The 19,549-nt window shown below is 46.9% G+C and carries 18 protein-coding genes; 8 read left to right on the forward strand and 10 right to left on the reverse strand.

What is annotated here, in order from left to right:
• Positions 1-68 precede the first annotated feature (68 nt).
• A complete protein-coding gene (locus B0680_RS07525; protein ID WP_228143772.1) occupies positions 69-1,982 on the reverse strand; it encodes a DEAD/DEAH box helicase in 1,914 nt (637 codons plus the stop codon).
• Positions 1,983-2,487: 505 nt separating this feature from the next.
• Here B0680_RS07525 and B0680_RS07535 point away from each other — a divergent pair.
• Together B0680_RS07535 and mutM are read left to right on the forward strand one after the other, a co-directional pair.
• Positions 2,488-4,854, forward strand: coding sequence for a RelA/SpoT family protein (locus B0680_RS07535; RefSeq protein ID WP_078254494.1), 2,367 nt, complete (start codon positions 2,488-2,490; stop codon positions 4,852-4,854).
• A 77-nt stretch (positions 4,855-4,931) separates the two neighbouring features.
• On the forward strand, positions 4,932-5,819 hold the full coding sequence (gene mutM / locus B0680_RS07540; RefSeq protein WP_078254495.1) for a bifunctional DNA-formamidopyrimidine glycosylase/DNA-(apurinic or apyrimidinic site) lyase: 888 nt from the start codon (positions 4,932-4,934) through the stop codon (positions 5,817-5,819).
• A 76-nt stretch (positions 5,820-5,895) separates the two neighbouring features.
• Here mutM and B0680_RS07545 read toward each other — a convergent pair whose 3' ends face one another.
• Together B0680_RS07545 and B0680_RS07550 are read right to left on the reverse strand one after the other, a co-directional pair.
• Complete coding sequence (locus B0680_RS07545; protein ID WP_078254496.1) at positions 5,896-6,183, reverse strand: Bor family protein; 288 nt, start codon at positions 6,181-6,183, stop codon at positions 5,896-5,898.
• A 21-nt stretch (positions 6,184-6,204) separates the two neighbouring features.
• Entirely contained in the window at positions 6,205-6,492 is a 288-nt protein-coding gene (locus tag B0680_RS07550; protein WP_078254497.1) for a Bor family protein, read from the reverse strand.
• Positions 6,493-6,710: 218 nt separating this feature from the next.
• Here B0680_RS07550 and B0680_RS07555 point away from each other — a divergent pair, with 218 nt between their 5' ends.
• The 3 genes from B0680_RS07555 (at position 6,711) to B0680_RS07565 (ending at position 9,152) form a co-directional block, all read left to right on the forward strand.
• Entirely contained in the window at positions 6,711-7,829 is a 1,119-nt protein-coding gene (locus B0680_RS07555; RefSeq protein WP_078254498.1) for a DnaJ domain-containing protein, read from the forward strand.
• A 111-nt stretch (positions 7,830-7,940) separates the two neighbouring features.
• Positions 7,941-8,429, forward strand: a complete 489-nt coding sequence (locus tag B0680_RS07560) for a hypothetical protein (protein ID WP_078254499.1) — start codon at positions 7,941-7,943, stop codon at positions 8,427-8,429.
• Between the two features lie 177 nt (positions 8,430-8,606).
• Positions 8,607-9,152 (forward strand): acyl-CoA thioesterase, encoded by a 546-nt coding sequence (locus B0680_RS07565; protein ID WP_078254500.1) that lies wholly within the window; start codon positions 8,607-8,609, stop codon positions 9,150-9,152.
• 56 nt (positions 9,153-9,208) lie between these two features.
• Here B0680_RS07565 and clpX read toward each other — a convergent pair whose 3' ends face one another.
• From clpX to B0680_RS07595, 6 genes are all read right to left on the reverse strand, one after another.
• Positions 9,209-10,507: an ATP-dependent protease ATP-binding subunit ClpX gene (gene clpX / locus B0680_RS07570; protein ID WP_078254501.1), complete on the reverse strand. Its 1,299-nt coding sequence runs from the start codon at positions 10,505-10,507 to the stop codon at positions 9,209-9,211.
• 12 nt (positions 10,508-10,519) lie between these two features.
• Entirely contained in the window at positions 10,520-11,173 is a 654-nt protein-coding gene (clpP, locus tag B0680_RS07575) for an ATP-dependent Clp endopeptidase proteolytic subunit ClpP (protein WP_078254502.1), read from the reverse strand.
• A 127-nt stretch (positions 11,174-11,300) separates the two neighbouring features.
• Positions 11,301-12,635, reverse strand: a complete 1,335-nt coding sequence (gene tig, locus B0680_RS07580) for a trigger factor (protein ID WP_078254503.1) — start codon at positions 12,633-12,635, stop codon at positions 11,301-11,303.
• A gap of 258 nt (positions 12,636-12,893) precedes the next feature.
• On the reverse strand, positions 12,894-13,487 hold the full coding sequence (rdgB, locus tag B0680_RS07585) for an RdgB/HAM1 family non-canonical purine NTP pyrophosphatase (RefSeq protein ID WP_078254504.1): 594 nt from the start codon (positions 13,485-13,487) through the stop codon (positions 12,894-12,896).
• Positions 13,484-14,152: an Abi family protein gene (locus tag B0680_RS07590; RefSeq protein WP_078254505.1), complete on the reverse strand. Its 669-nt coding sequence runs from the start codon at positions 14,150-14,152 to the stop codon at positions 13,484-13,486. The genes rdgB and B0680_RS07590 overlap by 4 nt, the downstream gene beginning before the upstream one ends.
• A gap of 106 nt (positions 14,153-14,258) precedes the next feature.
• Entirely contained in the window at positions 14,259-15,008 is a 750-nt protein-coding gene (locus B0680_RS07595) for an endonuclease/exonuclease/phosphatase family protein (protein ID WP_078254506.1), read from the reverse strand.
• A 104-nt stretch (positions 15,009-15,112) separates the two neighbouring features.
• Here B0680_RS07595 and B0680_RS07600 point away from each other — a divergent pair, with 104 nt between their 5' ends.
• The 3 genes from B0680_RS07600 (at position 15,113) to B0680_RS07610 (ending at position 18,315) form a co-directional block, all read left to right on the forward strand.
• Positions 15,113-17,230, forward strand: a complete 2,118-nt coding sequence (locus tag B0680_RS07600; protein WP_228143773.1) for a M3 family metallopeptidase — start codon at positions 15,113-15,115, stop codon at positions 17,228-17,230.
• An 8-nt stretch (positions 17,231-17,238) separates the two neighbouring features.
• Positions 17,239-17,472 carry a YheV family putative metal-binding protein gene (locus B0680_RS07605; protein ID WP_078254507.1) on the forward strand — a complete coding sequence of 78 codons (234 nt, stop codon included), beginning with the start codon at positions 17,239-17,241 and terminating at the stop codon, positions 17,470-17,472.
• Between the two features lie 156 nt (positions 17,473-17,628).
• Positions 17,629-18,315: a hypothetical protein gene (locus B0680_RS07610; RefSeq protein ID WP_078254508.1), complete on the forward strand. Its 687-nt coding sequence runs from the start codon at positions 17,629-17,631 to the stop codon at positions 18,313-18,315.
• 187 nt (positions 18,316-18,502) lie between these two features.
• Here the strand turns inward: B0680_RS07610 and B0680_RS07615 are convergent, their stop codons facing one another.
• Positions 18,503-19,501 (reverse strand): helix-turn-helix transcriptional regulator, encoded by a 999-nt coding sequence (locus tag B0680_RS07615; RefSeq protein ID WP_078254509.1) that lies wholly within the window; start codon positions 19,499-19,501, stop codon positions 18,503-18,505.
• Positions 19,502-19,549: the final 48 nt, after the last annotated feature.

The raw sequence follows: 19,549 nt of genomic DNA on the forward strand, positions 1-19,549 counted from the left end.
TTTTGGGGTGCGGCTCATTCTTGGGTTTTTTGTCATCTAATTAGCACTGATTTAGTACTGATTTGACCCTAAGCATCGCCAAATTTGCGAGCTTTTTTGGCTTGGCGTTTGGCAAAAAAGACTTCTTCAACTGCTTTTGGTCGATGGCTGCCGTGTGGGCGGTCTTTGAATGACTTAGCGCCTGCTTTTGCCCCTTTATCAAAGCTTGGCTTATCTTTGCCAAACTTCTCACGGCGATCAGCTCGTGCACCACGCTCAAAACGGTCATTGCGGTCAAATTTCGGCACATCAAAGCCTTTATCAAAGCCCTTGTCAAAACGACGCTCGCCACGATGCTCAAAACCACGCTCATTACACTCTGAACGCTCAAAGCGATCACCATCGGCACGATAGTAGCTGTCACGATTTTTGTATGGCTTATCAAAACTGCGATCACTACGATCGCCACGCTCACGATGCTCAAAACGCTCTTCACGGTTAAAACGCTCAGACTTCGGCTGATCAAAGTTTCGGCGATGGCTACGCTCGTGATTGCGCTCAAAACTGCGTTCGCCACGACTTTCAAAACGCTCGCCACGATGCTCAAAGCGATCGCCACGCTCAGCACCACGCTCAAAACGCTTGGCATCATCAAAGCGTTCGCCCCGAGACTCAAAGCGATCCGAGCGACCTTCAAAACGAGATTTGCGACCAAATCCGCCACGCTCTTGGCGAGCGCCGTCACGATCATCACGGCGACGATTGCGACCGCCTTTGCCTTTACGGCGTGGCTCATCGATGATACCAAAATTTCGGCGTGGCTCTAGTCCTTCGATGGTGGCAATCGCCATATCACGCTTAAGGTAGCGGTTGATATTGGCAAGCTGTTTGTTGTCATCTAGGCTACACAGATTCACCGCCACGCCTGTACGCCCAGCACGGCCACAGCGACCGATACGATGCACATAGTCTTCGACTTGGCGGGGCAAATCATAGTTCACCACATGGCTGATGGCAGAGATATCGATACCACGAGCGGCGACATCGGTGGCGATGAGCAGGTCGCACTTACCTGCTTTCATGTCGCTGACGATGCGGTTACGCTTGCCCTGTGGCAAATCGCCATGCAGATAGCGTGCCTTGTAGCCAACTTCGTTTAGGGTGTCGGCAAGCTTTTCGGTAGATAGCTTGGTGGCGGTAAAGATAACGGCTTGTTTGATTTCTGGATTATTCAGCACTTCAAGCAGGATTTTGTTTTTGTGATTAAAATCATCACAAAAATACACACTCTCATCGATGTGCGCTGACTCAACCTTAATCGAGACTCGCTCAGGGTTGGTGGTAAAGCTCTCAGCAATCTTACCCACCGCACCATCCCAAGTGGCAGATGACATCACCGTTTGGCGAGTGCTTGGGGTGTTTTCTAGAATTTCTTTGATATCATCGGCAAAGCCCATATCCAGCATACGGTCAGCTTCGTCCAAAATTAGCATATCAAGCCCTGACAAATCCACACGCCCTTCACGCATATGGTCAATCAAACGGCCCGGAGTGGCAATCACCACTTGCACGCCCTTACGCAGTGCACGTAGCTGCCCACCATACGGCGCACCACCCACCAACGGCACGCTGAACATCCCACGCATCCCATCGCCATAGCGACGCACGCTGTCATGCACCTGCAAGGCAAGCTCACGAGTCGGGGTCAAAATCAGCGCATGAATGTGCTTTTCAAGCTTGGGCAGACGGCTCATCTTATCAAGCACAGGTAGGACGAACGCCGCTGTCTTGCCGCTGCCTGTCTGGGCAGATAATAATAAATCACGACCATTTAGCGCATGGGGAATGGCTTGGGCTTGGATAGGCGTTGGCGTGGTGTAGCCACTTTTGGTCAGTGCCTTGATGATGCCTTTGTGCAGACCTAAGTCCGAAAATTGTAGCACGAACTCGCCTGCCTGCTCGTCTGCTTGGGCGGTGTCTGCGGCGTGTAATTGATTAGTCATAAAAAACCTTGTATCAGTCATGCCCCCACGATGAGCCAATTTTTTTGGTCAAAAAAACCGACAAGCCAACTTCAGCAGATGCTTTAGGCTTGCTACAAAATTGCATTTTGGATTTGGGTGGCGTATTGTCGCTCAACTGCTTGTCGTGGTGCAAAAAAAGCACAATAAAAAACAAGCCAAAATCATCGCGACAGTTAGGACTAATAAAGATAAAATAGACAAAGCAGGTGGCAAGCCACAAGCTTAGCAAGAAATCATATCATCACATGGGTCAAGTCAAACTTACCCATCAAAATCGGTGCGATGTCATCAAAAGCGTGTGTGAATTATTCACGAAAGATGAGATTATAACATGGTTTGGATAAAATTACTTGATTTATTTTATAAAACTGCTGATTCATGACTTTTTGGCATAAAATTTATCGATTTTGTCTTTAAAATTACACGCCAAAGTGCCATAATACTAAGATAATAAAACGAAATTGGTTTGGACAAGGATACAACCGTGGTACAGATTCGTGACAGCCTGCCCCTGTTGGGTGGTAACAGTAGCAGCATGGACAGTGCGACACTGGCGGCAAGTTTGGTCGCCAAACAGCTGCATCCTGATTTTAAGGCACAGCTTGCCAATCACAAGCTGGTCAGCGCCCTTGACCACACCAACAGCACCATCAATCCAAGCGATTTGAATGTCTCAGACATCGACATCGAAGCGTGGATTGCCAAAGTCGCCGCTCGTATCGGCAAGGATGATTTGCCTATTTTGCGCAAAGCCTGCCAATTCGTCCAAATCCAAGTCAACAAACCCCATGTCACCCGCTCAGGTGCGTATATCACTGGTATCGGCATGGCAGATATTTTGGCGTATCTATTCCAAGATGAGAACGCCCTAGCCGCTGCCATGCTGTATCGCACCGCTCGCCGTGAGCTTGTCAGTATCGATACCATCAAAAAGAACTTTGGCGATGACATCGCACAGCTGGTCACTGATACGCTTGCGATGGGTAAGCTGTCTGAGAGTATTGAGAGCAACAAGCGACTTGAAGATTATTTTGAGAGCAATCAGCGAGATCAATTATCCAACATATACAGTATGCTCATCAGCACCACCAATGATGTGCGTGCGGTGCTGATTAAGCTTGCTGAGCGTACCTTTGCCATGCGTGAGCTGTCATTTTCACCGCCTGATCGCCAAAAGCGAGTGGCTCGTGAAGTGATGACCATCTATGCACCGCTTGCACATCGCTTATCGATTGCACAGCTTAAATGGGAGCTTGAAGACTTAGCATTTCGCTATCTTGCCCCTGATGAATACAAAAAAATCGCCTCACTACTTGCCGAAAAACGCAGCGAGCGTGAAGCTTATATCGAGCTTGTCAAAGCCAAACTCAGCGCCGAGCTTGAAAAAGCAGGCATCCAAGGCGAAGTATCTGGGCGTGTCAAGCACATCTATTCAATTTGGCGCAAGATGAAATCAAAGAATTTATCCTTTGATCAGCTCTATGACATCCGAGCCTTGCGGGTGATGGTCAATACCAATGCCGAGTGCTATTATACGCTAGGTCTGGTACATGGACTGTGGCGACACATTCCTGAGCAGTTTGACGACTATATCACCAATCCCAAGCCCAATGGCTACAAATCACTGCATACAGCGGTGATTGCTGAGAATCGTACGCTTGAAGTGCAGATTCGTACCTTTGATATGCACTTTGAAGCCGAGCTTGGCAAAGCGTCTCATGTCAATTATAAAGAAGGTCTAAAAGCCAAAAAAGACGATTATCTCACCCAAAAAATCAGCTCACTGCGTCAGCTACTCGGTCAAGACATCCCTGATGGCGAAGATGAGATTGAGCTGGATGTCGATAATGCTGAGCGGATTTATGTCTTTAGCCGTGATGGTGATATCACTGAGCTGCCCAAAGGGGCGACGGTGCTTGACTTTGCTTACTATGTACACACCGAAGTCGGCAACCGTGCTCAAGGCGCACGGGTCAATGGTCGCTATGTACCGCTCACCCATCAGCCCAAGACAGGCGATCAGATTGAGATCATCACCAAATCCAGCCGTGAGCCGAATCGTGATTGGCTGATGGCATCGCTTGGCTATATCCATACCAATCGTGCCAAATCCAAACTGCGCCAATGGTTCAACAAACAAGACCGTGATAAGAATATCGAAACCGGCAAAGGGCTACTGCTTAGAGAATTTGACCGCTTATCCATCGCCCCAAATCAGGTCAATCTGTCCGACTATTTTGGTGAGCTTGGGGTCAAATCCGAAGACGATCTGTATGTCGCACTGGTCATCGGTGATGTGAGTGTCACCCAAATCAGCAACCTAGTCGCCCAAAAACTGCACATCGCAGAACCTGTGCCAGATGTGCCAACCATCGACATCAAGACGCCTGCTCGCACCAATAAGTTTAAGATTGACTTGGATGGTTTTGATAATGTCGAGATGCACCTTGCCAAATGCTGTAACCCTGTGCATGGCGAGCCGATTACTGGCTTTGTCACACTATCAAACGGGATCAGCATCCACAATCAAGGCTGTCCTGAATACCTAAGACTGATCGAAAAAGAGCCTGATCGTGGGGTCAATGCACATTGGCAAGACAGTTTTGGTCGTTATCAGCCTGTGGTGATTCATGTCGAAGCACAAAACACATCAGGGCTACTGCGAGATTTGGTGCACGTGATTGACCGTGAAAAAGTCAATATCAGCCGAGCCGAAACACTGAGCAATGACGGTGCGATTAGCCATATGAAGTTTTATGTAGAAGTGGCAGGCATTTCGCATTTATCACGCCTGCTCAATAAAATCGAGCAACAGCCCGGGGTGCTACACGCTCGCCGAGCCACAGCATAACGCCCCTTTCACACTTGATTAACCAATGCCGAGTAGCATACGGCATTGGTTTTCTTAACTGATCATAAGTACAGACCATGCCAGAATTACCCGAAGTCGAAACCACCAAAGCCAGCCTTGAGCCACTACTGAACCAAACCGTCACCAAAGTCAGCATCCGCTATCCGACCTTGCGTTATGCCATTCCTGCCGATTTGGGCACTTTGGTCGGCTTTGGGCTCGTGGCGGTGCGTCGCCGTGCCAAATACCTGCTCTTAGATTTTTATCACACGATTGATCATCGGCACAAGACGGTGCTGATTCATCTTGGGATGTCAGGCAGCCTACAACAGCATCGAGACCTAGACGCTCGCAAGCATGATCACCTGCTGATTGATTTTATTGATGATGATGGCGTGACGACGACGCTACATTATCATGACCCCAGACGCTTTGGGATGATCTTGTGGACGCACAATGATGACTATATCGGCACAATTGATACCGCCGAGCGGTTCTTGTCGCATCTTGGGCCTGAGCCACTTGATGATGCCTTTGATGTCGATTATCTACGCCGTATCATCCATCGCACGGACAATCTACGCCAAAAAGCCATCACCAAACCCATCAAATCAGTTATCATGGATCAGGCGGTGGTGGTTGGCGTGGGTAATATTTATGCTGCTGAAAGTCTGTTTTTATCCCACATTCATCCTTTGACACCAGCTTATCAAATCGATGATGATAAGCTTGAAAAACTGGTCGCCAATATCAAACACATCCTTGCCAAAGCCATCATCCAAGGCGGCTCAAGCCTAAAAGATTTCACCGTTGGTAGTGGCAAGACGGGCTATTTTCAGCAGACGCTACTGGTCTATGGGCGAGATGGCGAAAGCTGTTATCACTGCGGCAGCCTACTTGAAAACACCAAAATCGGTGGGCGAGCGAGTGTATATTGCCCTAGCTGTCAGCCATTACACACTTGATAAAATCAAAAAGCCCAGAGTTGACCATCTGGGCTTTTTGGCAGATTTCTTAAGAAAATTTCTTAAGCAAAATCAATTATTTGCAATAAACTTTTGCAGTGCGTGGGGTGTAGATACCCAAGGTCACAAAGCTCAAAACAGCATCTTTTGGCTCAAGCTTGCTTTCAACTTTTGCCACATTATGAGCGCCTTGGCAAACTTCTGCGGCATTCACGGTTTTTTGTTGGCCAATGCCTGATACAAAAAATGGTTGTGATTTTTGATAGGTTGGCGTTGCCTTAGCGCCACCGTTCACCAACGTAGTTTGTGCAGCACAGCCAGTCATCACAGCTGCCAATACAGCAAGACTTACAATCTTTTTCATGATTATTCCTTAAGTATTTAATTATTTGCAATAAACTTTGTTTTGGTGTGGTGTGTACAAACCATTTGAAACAAAGCTTGCCAAACCATTCAAGAATGATTGTTGCGTTTCGATTTTGGCAACTTTGTGTGCGCCACCACAAACTTCAGCGGCATTTTCTACCACTTCTTGACCGATACCGCCAACGAAGAAATGTTGCCATTTATCAGCCGATGGTGCAGTTTGACCACCTTCTGACAGTAGATAAGTTTGGGTTGCACAACCTGTGCTAAGTGCGGCTACCAAGCCAATCATTGCAAGTTTTTTCATAATTCATCCTTAGGATTAATAACACAGTTAAGATACTGTAATTGTAATTATATAACTTCAGAAATATGATTGCAACTATTATTTACACAAAATAACTTTTTGAACAGCTAAATAATACATCCAAAGCACTGACTTAAATGACCATCAGCCATTTACAAATCCCCGATATTTTTGTAATATATCTGTAATAAATCCTTTGAAATACTTGCCAATATATCATGAGCACACAAACTTATTATGACATCCTAGGTGTCGCCCAAAGCGCAGACATCACCATCATCCAAGCCGCCTATCACGCCCAAATCAATAAATATCGCCATGACCCTGCACAGGCGCATATGCTTGGCATGGTCAATCAAGCCTATGATGTGCTCAGCAACCCCGCCAAGCGAGCCGATTATGATGCGTGGCTACGAGTCAATCAGTCACAGCCTGCCAGCGCACCGCCCTATACACCGCCCGTGCAAGTGTATCAGATGTCTGAACCAAGCTATCGTGCGCCTGCCAAGACGAGCAATTCTAAGATTATCGCTTGGCTGATTGGGCTGTTTTTTGTACTTTTGACCATTATTGTATTGGCATATATGTTCTTGTCATCGGTTGGGACATTTGATGACGACGACACAGTCACGCCAATCAATCAACCTGCCCAAACCGTGCAAACCAACCCTGTTACTCTACAAGAAGTACAGCCACTTGAGCCGACCACACCTGTCACTATCGACCCGCCAAAGCCTGTGGTCACCGTGACCAAAGAACAACAGACAGCACGCAACCAAGCGCACGCCCAATATCTGGCTGCGGTCAATCGTATCAATAGCGTTTGGAACAGCCTACCCAAATCCACCCAAAACGCCCTGCGTGCCGAGCAACGAGCCATCAATGCCAAGCGTGAAGCCGACTGCAAAGCCCAAGCCGCTAGCCAATACACCGCCGCCATTGACCAAGAAGCTGCTCGCTTTGCTTGTGAAGTGCCACGCATGGATGCACGCACCGAAGAATTGCGTGTCTATGCCGAGACTATCCGCAGTCAGCCCCCAGCACCCGTCCAAAGCGATGTCAGCGATGACCCTGTGCACTATCTGAGCCCATCAGAAGCTCGTGCACTCTATGAAGCATCTGTGGCGAACATCAATGGCGTCTGGAACAATCTATCTGACGACACCCGAGAAACTCTGCGTGCCGAGCAACGAGCCATCAACGCCGAGCGTGAAGCCCGCTGCAAGCAATATGCCAAAGAGTATTATAGTAGCAAAAACGACCAAACCGTCGCCCGCTATCTGTGCGAAGTACCCGAGCTTGATGCTCGTGCGATGGAGCTTGCGGAGTATTATTAATCGGTTTATCACCAAGCAAGTATCAGCATAAGCTCAATCAAGACGCATTGAACTGCACCAAGATGATTTGTATAATACACTCATCTATCTGTATAGGGTGATGAGAAGTTTATGAAAACACTGTCTTGGTTGATGCTTGGCGTGATGCTAAGTGCAGCACTTGGCGCATCTGCTTATGCCAACACAGATGCTAGTGCCGATGATGACACTTGGTATCAGACATTTTTGGGCAAACCCAATACAGCCGAATACATCAAAATCAACTATGACAGTATCGCTCGCCATCCCATGCGTAATGGGTTTTATACCAGCGCATGGATTGAGCGGCGCCATGAGCATTTCCAAAAAACCAACTTTGGCACAAGCTACGCCATCGACCGCACACACTGGCTGACGGATTGTGCAAATGACCGCTATTTGCTTGATGAAATCAGCTGGCACGATGCCAAAGGCAAGCGACTAGATGGCGCAACCAAATCTGTCAATCCAAGCACCGCCACCGATTGGACTGTCGTTATTGCAGGTAAGCCTGATTATGATGTCTATCAATGGATTTGCTGGATGGATAAAGTAAAAGCCCAAGACCAATCTGCTATGTGACCGCTAAGCTGGGCATTAGACTTGGCAGATTTAGCTTTTTTTTACAAATATATAGATTTATAATAACTTTATCATAACTTATCAAAGATGGGCGACCCATCAGTCATCATTCGCCTGCTTTAGCCCGCCAAAATCTGCTATCATGGGCAAATCTTTTTAAGCACATCGGAACGTCTTATGTATCCTTTTATCCGTCTTGGCACAGGCATTGGCAAAAGCATCTATCACACGCTAAAGGGTGATACGCTTGGCGTCACCGACACTGGCGAAGTCAGCTTTGTGTGCAATATCAATGACATTGATAATTTTCTTGAAATGAACAATGGGCGGATTTTGACGCTGTTTGACCTTGGGCGCAACGACTTTGCCATCCGTACAGGACTTGGCAAAAAACTCATCGCCAACCGCTGGGGGCTAGTGGTCGCAGGTAGCACCATCCAATACCGTAAACGCATCCGCCTATTTGATAAAATCACCATCAAAACTCGTATCTGCGCCATCGATGAGCGTTGGTTCTACATCGAGCAGACCATGTATGCCAAAGGCGTACCGACATCGCACGCACTGCTACGCACAGGCGTGACCAATCTGATGAGCGGTAAAGTCATCGACACCAAGCAGGTACTTGATGCGCTCGGCGTAAGCGGGCTTGATATACCACCTGATAAATGGGTGCAAGCATGGATTGATGCTGATAAACTGCGACCCTTTCCAAATGAATAACAACAAAGCCCACCGATAGACCATCGATGGGCTTTGATGCACAAAGCTGATTGTGCTTATTTTTTCTTGACGGTAGGCTTGTCGCCTTGTTCGATAACATCTTTGGTGACGATGACTTCACTGACATCAGTCATGCTTGGCAGCTCGTACATGGTGTCCATCAGGGCATTTTCGATAATCGAGCGCAGACCACGAGCACCAGTTTTGCGAGTCATGGCGCGCTTGGCGATGGCGGTCAATGCATCAGGCTCAAAGCTTAATTTCACCCCTTCCATATTAAACAGGTACTGATACTGCTTGACCAGTGCGTTTTTTGGCTCGGTCAAAATCTGCACCAACGCCGCTTCATCGAGCTCTTCTAGGCTTGCAATCACAGGCAGGCGACCAATCAGCTCAGGAATCAGACCAAACTTAATCAAGTCTTCGACTTCCACTTCACGGAACAACTCCGTGATGCTCGACTCATCCGCCGCCTTGACATCGGCATTAAAGCCAATGCCTGTCTTCTCGGTACGCTGACGGATGACCTTATCCAGCCCTGCAAACGCCCCACCAACAATCATCAAGATGTTGCTGGTATCCACCTGAATCATCTCTTGGCGTGGATGCTTACGACCGCCTTGCGGTGGGATATTTGCCACCGTGCCTTCGATGAGCTTGAGCAGTGCTTGCTGTACGCCTTCACCTGAGACATCACGAGTGATGGATGGATTTTCGCTTTTTTTGGAAATCTTATCAATCTCATCGATGTAGATGATGCCTTTTTGGGTTTTTTCGACATCGTAGTCCGCCGCTTGTAGGAGCTTTTGGACGATGTTCTCGACATCTTCGCCGACATAGCCTGCTTCGGTCAAGGTCGTCGCATCCGCCATCGCAAATGGCACATCAAGCATCTTGGCAAGTGTCTGTGCAAGCAATGTCTTGCCCGAACCTGTCGGCCCAATCAATAAGATATTACTCTTGGCAAGCTCAACATCCGCTTCATCGGCATCATTTTGGGCGACTTTTAGGCGTTTGTAGTGGTTATAGACCGCCACCGACAGCGCTTTTTTGGCGGCATCTTGACCGATGACATAGTCATCCAGATACGCTCGTAGCTCTTTTGGCTTTGGCAGTGGTTTATTGAGCCAATCTTCCAAGCCATCTTGCTTGTCTGCTTTGGTGTCATCCGCCTTATCTGCTTTGCTGGTTTTGGCTTTAGCAGGCTTGTCTTTACTTTTTTGATTACCCAATAAATCACCGCACACTTCGATGCACTCATTGCAGATATTGGCATCAGTGCCTGCGATGAGCTTTTCGACTTCGGTTTTTTTCTTGCCACAAAATGAGCAGCTTGGTACTTCGGTTTTACTCATAGCACTCTTCTCTTATAGGGCTTTTGGGCGTTTTTGTAGCACGATATCCACAAGCCCGTATTCTTTGGCTTGCTCGGCACTCATAAAATTATCACGGTCAGTATCACGCTCAAGCGTCTCAACAGATTGACCAGTATGCTCCGCCAATAGACGGTTTAGCTTGGCTTTGAGCTCGATAATCTCACGGGCGTGAATCTCGATGTCCGATGCCTGACCACGAAAACCACCCAACGGCTGATGAATCATCACGCGAGAGTTGGCGAGCGCATAGCGTTTGCCTTTTTCGCCCGCTGACAGTAGGAACGAGCCCATTGATGCCGCCTGACCTAGACAGATGGTTGAGACATCTGGCTTGATGAAATTCATCGTATCATAAATCGCCATACCCGCTGTCACCACACCGCCCGGTGAATTGATGTACAGATGGATATCTTTTTCGGGGTTGTCCGCTTCTAGGAATAATAGCTGAGCGACGATTAGGTTCGCCATGTTGTCTTCGACTTGACCGGTCAAAAAAATCACACGCTCACGCAATAGGCGAGAGAAAATGTCAAATGAGCGTTCGCCACGACCTGACTGCTCGATGACCATCGGCACAAGTGCGTTTTGGGGTGCATGATAAGCATCCGCCAATTGGTCATAAAAAGGATTGTTCTTGATATTCATAAATATTCCACTGTTTAATTAATTATCCATACTAAGAAACTTGAGAACAAAAACCCCAATGCATACGCTTTGGGGCATTTGTCAATTTGCTAAAATTCAACCTTTAGCCGTCTAAGTACTTGGGCAATTAGATGGCTTGTTGTTGTGCTGCCGCCAATAGCTCTTGGTACTTGACTTCTTTTTCAGTCACTTTGGCTTGACCCAGTAGATAATCCACGACCTGATCTTCTAGCACCACAGACTCAACTTGAGCACGCTGCTGCTTGTCGTTGGTGTAGTAGTCGATGACTTCTTGTGGGTCTTCGTAGTTTTCAGCAGCTTCAGCAATGAACGCAGAGACACGCTCTTGATCCACTTCTAGCTTTTGTGCTTCGATGATTTGGCTTACTAGCACACCTAGACGCACCGCACGCAATGCTTGGTCTTCAAATAGCTCATTTGGTAGCATATTTGCATCAAAGCTTGCAGGGTTTGCGCCGAACTGCTGTGCAAAGCGGTTTAGCATCATTTGACGCTGACGATCAATCTCTTGATCCAGCATCGCTTTTGGCACATCAAATTCGTTCTTTTCTAGTAGCGCATCAAATGCCGCTTGCTTGACTTGGTTGCGACCTGCGTGCTTAACTTCACGCTCCATGTTCTTGCGAACATCAGCTTTTAGCTTGTCAAGACCGCCTTCGGTCACACCAAATAGTGCAAAGAATTCATCGTTTAGCTCAGGCAAGGTCGCAGCTTTGACTTCTTTGACAGTGATGACAAACTGTGCATCTTTGCCCGCTAGGTGTTCAGCTTGGTAGTCCGCAGGGAAAGTAACGGTGATGGTTTTTTCTTCGCCAGCTTTCATGCCTTTCATGCCATCTTCAAAGCCTGGAATCATACGACCAGAGCCGATCACTAGCGTGTAGTTCTCAGCGCTGCCGCCTTCGAATTTTTCGCCATCGATTGAGCCTGAGAAATCAAAAGTCGCTTGGTCGCCATCTTCGATTGCACCGTCTTTGGTTTCAAAAGTTTGGCGTTGTTTTTGTAGGCTTTCGATCATCACATCGACATCTTCGTCAGACACGGTCGCTACTTGACGCTCAACTTCGATTTCGCCTAGACCTTTAACTTCCACTTCTGGGAAAGTCTCAACAGTCGCTTGATAAACCAAGAAATCGTTTTCTAGCTTGACATCATCGATGTTTGGCACGCCAACCACACGCACTTTTTCGGCTGCTAGTGCTTCAAATACGGTGTCACGGATGACATCGTTGATGACTTCTTGTTGGATGCCTGCGCCGTATTGGGCACGGATGTGTGATACAGGCACTTTGCCTTTGCGGAAACCGTCGATCTTCGCAGTCTTAGCAACGCTACGGATACGGCTTTCAACTTTGTTTTGGATATTGCCAACTGGCACTTTTACGGTTAGCTGTGTTTCTTTGTCAGAGATGACATTCACAGATACTTGTAGATCGCTCATAACTCACCTTAAAATTAAAATAAAAAACGAAACAGGTCGGTCAAAAAACTGACCAAAAATCTGGCTGTGCCAATGCTAACTAAATCCATTTTTTAATGATAATTAACAATAAGCACATAAAAATACTAAAAGTAACACAGTATAGCCAATCATTGCAAAAATTACAACCAAAACGCCAAAAGTTTCGTATTAAATTGTGGCAAAATGGTGCAAATTGATGCTATCAACTAATGCTGATAATTGGCTACATTGCACCGCTTAAAGCTGTGCCAACAGCTGTGCCATCGCTTGCCCACGGTGGCTGATGGCATTTTTGGCAGACTTTTCAAGCTCGGCGGATGATTTGCCAAGCTCATTCACCCAAAACAGCGGATCATAGCCAAAGCCATGCTCACCACGGGGCGCATCCAAAATCTCACCCTGCCATTTGCCAATCGCAATCAGTGGTAGCGGGTCATCGGCATGACGCACCATCGCAAGCACGCACACAAAAAACCCCGCAATCGGCGCATCCCCCCGATAGGGACGCAGCTCCGCCAACAGCTTCTCATTATTCGCCTGATCGTCGCCATGCGTGCCTGCATAGCGTGCCGAATAAATCCCCGGTGCATTGCCAAGCACGGGCACACACAGACCGCTGTCATCAGCAATCGCAGGCAAACCACTAGCAGCCGATGCATGACGGGCTTTGATGATGGCATTTTCTACAAAGCTTAGCCCATCTTCGATAGCATCATCGATGCCCAGACTGCCTTGATTGATGATTTGTACACCCAAGTTCGCTTGGTCAAATAATGCTTGAAATTCGGCAAGCTTACCTTTGTTATTGCTGGCTAAGACCCATTGTTTCATAGAGTTTCCTTTGGTTGGATAAGTTGAATTGGTGATGATTGTAACAAGACTTCCACTCTTTGCCAATCATTCATTTGGCAGGCAATACTTGGGCTTTGATAAGCAATCAATTGCTGAATTATTTGATAAGAATTTTCAATGTCTTTATTAAATATTGGTTCATGATGTGCAATGCGGTTTCGTAGCCACCGAATTTTTTCCAAATCATCAAAAATAGCTTTACGTGCTTCGGGCAAAGTAGGCATCATCAAATTGGGAAAATACTTCGCAAGCCTGCCCTGCCAAAGCTGATGATCAAATCGCTTGGTAAAAAACTGTTGCCAAAAGAAAAAGGATAATTTAGCGATGACTTGGTCAGTTGATTGCACGCCATTGATGGCTTCTTGTAGGCTTTTACGGGTTTTATCCGCCAAGCTTGCCTGAAAAGTTTTGTTCATTGCCCAATTTTCGCCATGCAATTCAATCAAAGCTTGAGAAATGGTGTTTCTTATCAAAACTTCACAGATGCTAATACATTCAAATAACGCCGAAGAAATTTGAATATTCCACCAATACAATTGTATCGCTTCGTCCAAATTATTCGTATATTTCTCATAAGTCGATAGGCGTGCTGGCGACAGCTGTCGTTTTATTAAACACAATTTCTGATTATCACTTGAAATCATCCATCAATCATCCTATAATAACCCTGTTCGCTGGGAAGAACGTGGTCTGATTGACCTACAACCCAGACATACGCAAAAGTCCATCCGCTCGGGTGGGCTTTTTATTTTAAGCATCCATCGGCGACACCACCGCACTAATCGGCAGATGGTCGGATAAATTTGACCACGGCACACCGCCATGCACCATCGCATTATGCACCTGTAGCCCGCGCACATAGATACGGTCAAGGCAGAGCATCGGCATCTTGGCAGGATAAGTCGCAGGATACGCCCCATGACAGACATCAAACACTTCATCCAGCCCAAGACCTGACAGCGCTTGGCAAGATTTTTTTGACCAATCATTAAAATCCCCCGCCAAAATCAGTGGCGCTTGCTTATCCAAAGTGGCGATATACTCACGGATGGCTTGGTATTGTTTTAGCCTGTCTTTGTGTAGTAAATTTAAATGACAGCACAGCACAATCACAGGCATCTGCCATCCATCAGGCACCACTTCACAGTGCAAAATGCCCCGTTTTTCTAGGCGATTGACCGTGATATTGACATTGTGCTTGGGGTCAAGCGGATGGCGTGACAGCACGGCATTGCCATGATGACCATGCTCGTATTCGGCATTTTTGCCATAACTATCCGCATAACCCAAAAACTCGCCAAACCACTCATGCTGCGGCTGTGATGGAAATTCATTAAAGGCGATGGCTCGTTTTAGATTTTGCCCTTGGACTTCTTGTAGGCAGATGATATCAGGGTTTAGGCGTGCCAAAGCATCTTTCATGCCAATCAATCGCACGGCACGATTGGTCGGCGACATACCTTTGTGGATATTAAAACTGGTAATCGTGATGGGTGTCATGAGTGAATTTATCGCAATAAAAGGCTATTGTAGCATGAATTTGTCTTGTAAAATATGCATTTGGACGCATAATAGAACCAGCTTTTTTTGATAATTGAGATGCAATGACGATGACTACGATTGATTTGACCACAAGCCCACTGGATGCTCGCTTGGCATTGGTGGATTTTGATAAAGCCACACCAAATTCCTTGCAAGCCTTGACCGAACAAGCACTACAAACCGCCACCGACAAGCTTGATGCCATCGAAGCGATGGATGGTGATGTGAGCGTGGCAGACGCTTTTGCACAAATTGAAACTTTTAATACGCTTAGCCGTGCCATTGAGCGTGCATTTGGCGTATTATCACACCTAAATAGCGTGGCAAGCACTGACGATATTCGCCATGCACATCATGAAGTATTGCCCAAGCTGTCTGCCTTTGGCACTCGTGTGGGTCAATCAAAAGCCCTGTATCAGCTGTATCAGACCGTGCATGATGGCTTTGAGCAATTGCCAAATGAGCATCAAAATGACGCCCAACGCCAAGCCATCAAAAAAGCCCTACAAAGCTTTGTGCTATCAGGCGTGGCACTCGATGACGCCAAAAAAGCCGAATTTGCCGACATCCAAAGTAAGCTTAGCCTATTATCCGCCAAATTTTCGGATAATCTAATGGATGCCACTCGCCACTATACTCGCCCGCTGACTACTGATGAATTATCAGGGATTAGCGACAATGGCTTGGCACTACTCAAGGCCGCTGGTGATGCTTATCGTGCTAGCCATCCTGATGTCAATTTGCCAAGTGATTATGTAGCAACACTTGATATTCCGATGTATTTGGCGGTGATTAGCTTTGCTGATAGCCGTGCACTGCGTGAAGAGATTTATCACGCCTACAATACTCGTGCATCTGACCAAAGCCCTGATACCAAAGACTTTGATAATTCGCCACTCATGACCGACATCATCAATCTGCGTACCCAAAAAGCCAAATTGCTTGGCATGGCAGATTATAGTGAATATTCGCTCGCGACCAAGATGGCAGAAAACAGCCAAGAAATCGAAGCGTTTTTGTTAGATTTATCAAACAAAGCCAAGCCAAAAGCATTGGCAGAATATGCCGAATTACAGGAATTTGCCAAATCTCTAGGACTTGATGAGCTTAAGCCTTGGGATGTCGCCTATGTCAGCGAAAAAATCCGCCAAGCCAAATTTAGCCTGACATCTGACGAGCTACGCCCTTATTTCCCATTGCCTGTGGTGCTCGATGGCTTGTTTGACATCTGTCGCACCTTGTTTGGCGTGGTCATCGAAGTTGTGGATAAGCAGGCGTATTCTGCTTGGCATGATGATGTGCTATTTTGTCAATTGAGCGATGAAAATAGCGGTGAATTGCTTGGCGGTCTGTATCTTGACCTATTTGCCCGTAGTGGCAAGCAAGGCGGTGCATGGCTTGATGATTTCCAAAAACGCAACGAGCAAGGCGATAGCACCACCTTGCCTGTGGGCTTTATTGTGGGGAATTTTGCCCCGCCGGTGAATGACAAGCCAAGCTTGCTATCTTTTGACGAAGCCAATACCTTATTCCATGAGTTTGGCCATGCCTTGCACCATCTATTGACCGAAGTCGGTGTGGCGGATGTGGCAGGCATCAGTGGCGTGGAGTGGGATGCGGTCGAGCTACCCAGTCAGTTTATGGAAAATTTTGCCATCACTGATGAAGGCTTACAAAAAATCAGCCGCCATATCGACACTGGCGAGCCACTGCCAAGCGATAAAAAAGACGCGCTGATTCGCACCAAAAATTTCCAAACAGGACTACAGACCCTACGCCAAATGGAGTTTGGGCTGTATGATTTGCGCCTACATAGTCAATCAATGGCGAACTTTGGCAATGTCAGCTACCAAGACATCCTAGCTGTCGCCGATGCCGTCCGCCAAGAAATTGCGGTGGTGATGCCACCTGCTTATCAGCGTTTTGGCAATGGCTTTAGTCATATTTTTGCCGGTGGTTATGCCTGTGGCTATTATTCGTACATCTGGGCAGAAGTGCTGTCGTCGGATGCGTTTGGTAAATTTGAAGAAGATGGGATTTATAATCCTGCTACCGGTCGTGCATTTCGTGCCGAGATTTTGGCTCGTGGTAGCTCACGAGATGCCAAAGACAACTATCTGGCGTTCCGTGGTCGCAAGGCGACTAATGAAGCACTGCTTCGCCATCGTGGCTTGGCATAGGAGCGGTCATGCGCTATCAATCCAATCGCCCAAAACGCCAATTTCTAGCTGGCGTTGCTTGTCCATCATGCAAAAAAGTCGATGTCATCGTACAAATTCAGGTGTTCTCGCCACAGTTTGATGAATACATCGAATGCATCGACTGTGGGCACAGCGAACGCCGCCCCACCCCTGATGAGACCGCCATCATCCAAGAGCAAAACGCCAAAGCTGATGGCGTGGGCGTGGTGAAGTTTAAATAGACGGTTTAATTTATTTACAAAAAAATCTTAAAAAATCACCGACACTAGCCCTATGTACACAACTCAAATTAAGCTCTGTTGTACAAACAGAGCTTAATTCTTGCAAATATTTTGAAATATTATTACAATAAATTCATTTGCAAGGAGCGATTTGTCATGACACCACTAAAAACTTTTTGCTGCACAATCGTATTATTGAGCGCAACCACCGCCTGTACTGATACATCAAACACCGCCACACACCCAAGTGATGATACATCGCATGCTCATGCCGCTGATTCGGCGGTCACTACTCCTATAGTGACATCTGCGCCAACGACACCCGACCCAGAAGACGACCCAAGCATCACAGGCACTAATGTGCTAGGCTTTAAGCTACAGGCATCGACCTTTGAATCCGTCAAAAAACGCTTGGAAAATTACCAATTTGATGAATATGCCAAATCATACGCCGGTGGATATATTCTAGAAAATGACGGCACAGGCTTTGGCATAGAAGGCTTAAATCATGTGCAATTTGGCTTTGATACCAATCAAAAATTGGTTTATGTCTTTATGCAGATACACGAATCCGACCCCATGGATCATACCACCTACAAAAAGATTGTTTCTTATGTTAAGCAAAACGACTACACAGTTGTTGGAAGCAAAGAGCCATTTGTTGGTGATCGTGAAACACGATTTAAGACCCCAAGAGCCGAAACCATCACGGTATCATCGCCACACATGGGTGATTTTCAGGTCTATGTAGAATACTATACAGAGGAATTTGGCAAGATGCGCAAGCAAGCACAACACAATACCAAAACCAGCCAACAGCAGACAGAATCCAAAAATTTCTGAAAAAACCAAGCCTAAAACCACACCCCAAAAGTTGGGCGCTTAGACAGTTACGCACTTAGGCTAGGCTTTTGGGTGTGGTTATGACAAACTTTTTAGATAATTTACCAAACACCACTCATGCCATAAAGCCCATAGGCTGCGGCAGACTGTCTTGCTTTGCCACTTGTTTTGCGCCCACTATACCTTATCATGCATCTATCAGCTCATCCACCGCCACCTTCTTCACCTGCCACACGCTCTCGCCAAAGCCATTGAGCCAGCGATCTAGCATATCACTATCCATCACGGTGGCACGGACATGATAATAGCCATCATGCGCTTGTATCACTTGATCAGCTGATAATGGCGTCTCGGTCAGATGGAATCCTTCAATTACATCAATACAAAACTCAAGGCAAATCCGCTCTCGCCCAAAGCCAAAACCCGCCTGCTGATTGATATAATCCGATAAATCAAACCCGCTCGGATACTCAAATGTCAGCGACGACACGGCCGCAGCCTGACAGCGATGCAGTGCCAAATGACGAATATCATCAAAGCCATCAAACTGTGCGACCAGATACAGATTGCTCCCTTGTTGCACGAGCGCCAAAGGCTTTATGCTGTATTCACTGCTAAGATTGTGGCGACGCTGAGTTTGATTGGCGTATCTGATGGTCAAATATCGATTGTCATACAGGGCTGTGCTGATAGCATCAAGCACTTCAGGCAAAATCACAGGGGGTAATAATGGCTGAGCCATCGGCGCAATGGCAACCTTTTTCATCCATGCTTTGGCATGATCATCGGTCGCATCCCGATGATACAGCTCATAGCCTGCTTGTGCAAAGAGAGACTCCAGCGATGTCTTGGCAGAATTTGGCAAAAAATGCTTCAGATGCTGATATGCCAACTGCAGCAACAACGCTTCTTGGTCATTCATCTGCGAGATGCTCACGCCAGAAGACTGCGCCGACCACTGATAACGATAAGGCGTCTGACGATCATCACAAATAATCCCAAACGCATCGCACAACGACTGTAGATCCCGCTGTAGCGTACGCAGACTGAGCGTATAGCCCTGTGCCGTCAGTGCATGATGTAGCTCGCTACTACTGATGCTTTTAGGCCGTTTAGGAATTTTCTTAAGCATTTCAAGCAGGTAAACCGCCCCTTGCTTATTGGATTTGCGTGCTTTTGTCGCCATCTGATCGATACTCCTGTCATCGATAGGTGCTAGATTTTGTGTTATTTT

It is taken from the genome of Moraxella pluranimalium (assembly GCF_002014825.1).
In the GTDB taxonomy this organism is placed as follows: domain Bacteria; phylum Pseudomonadota; class Gammaproteobacteria; order Pseudomonadales; family Moraxellaceae; genus Moraxella; species Moraxella pluranimalium.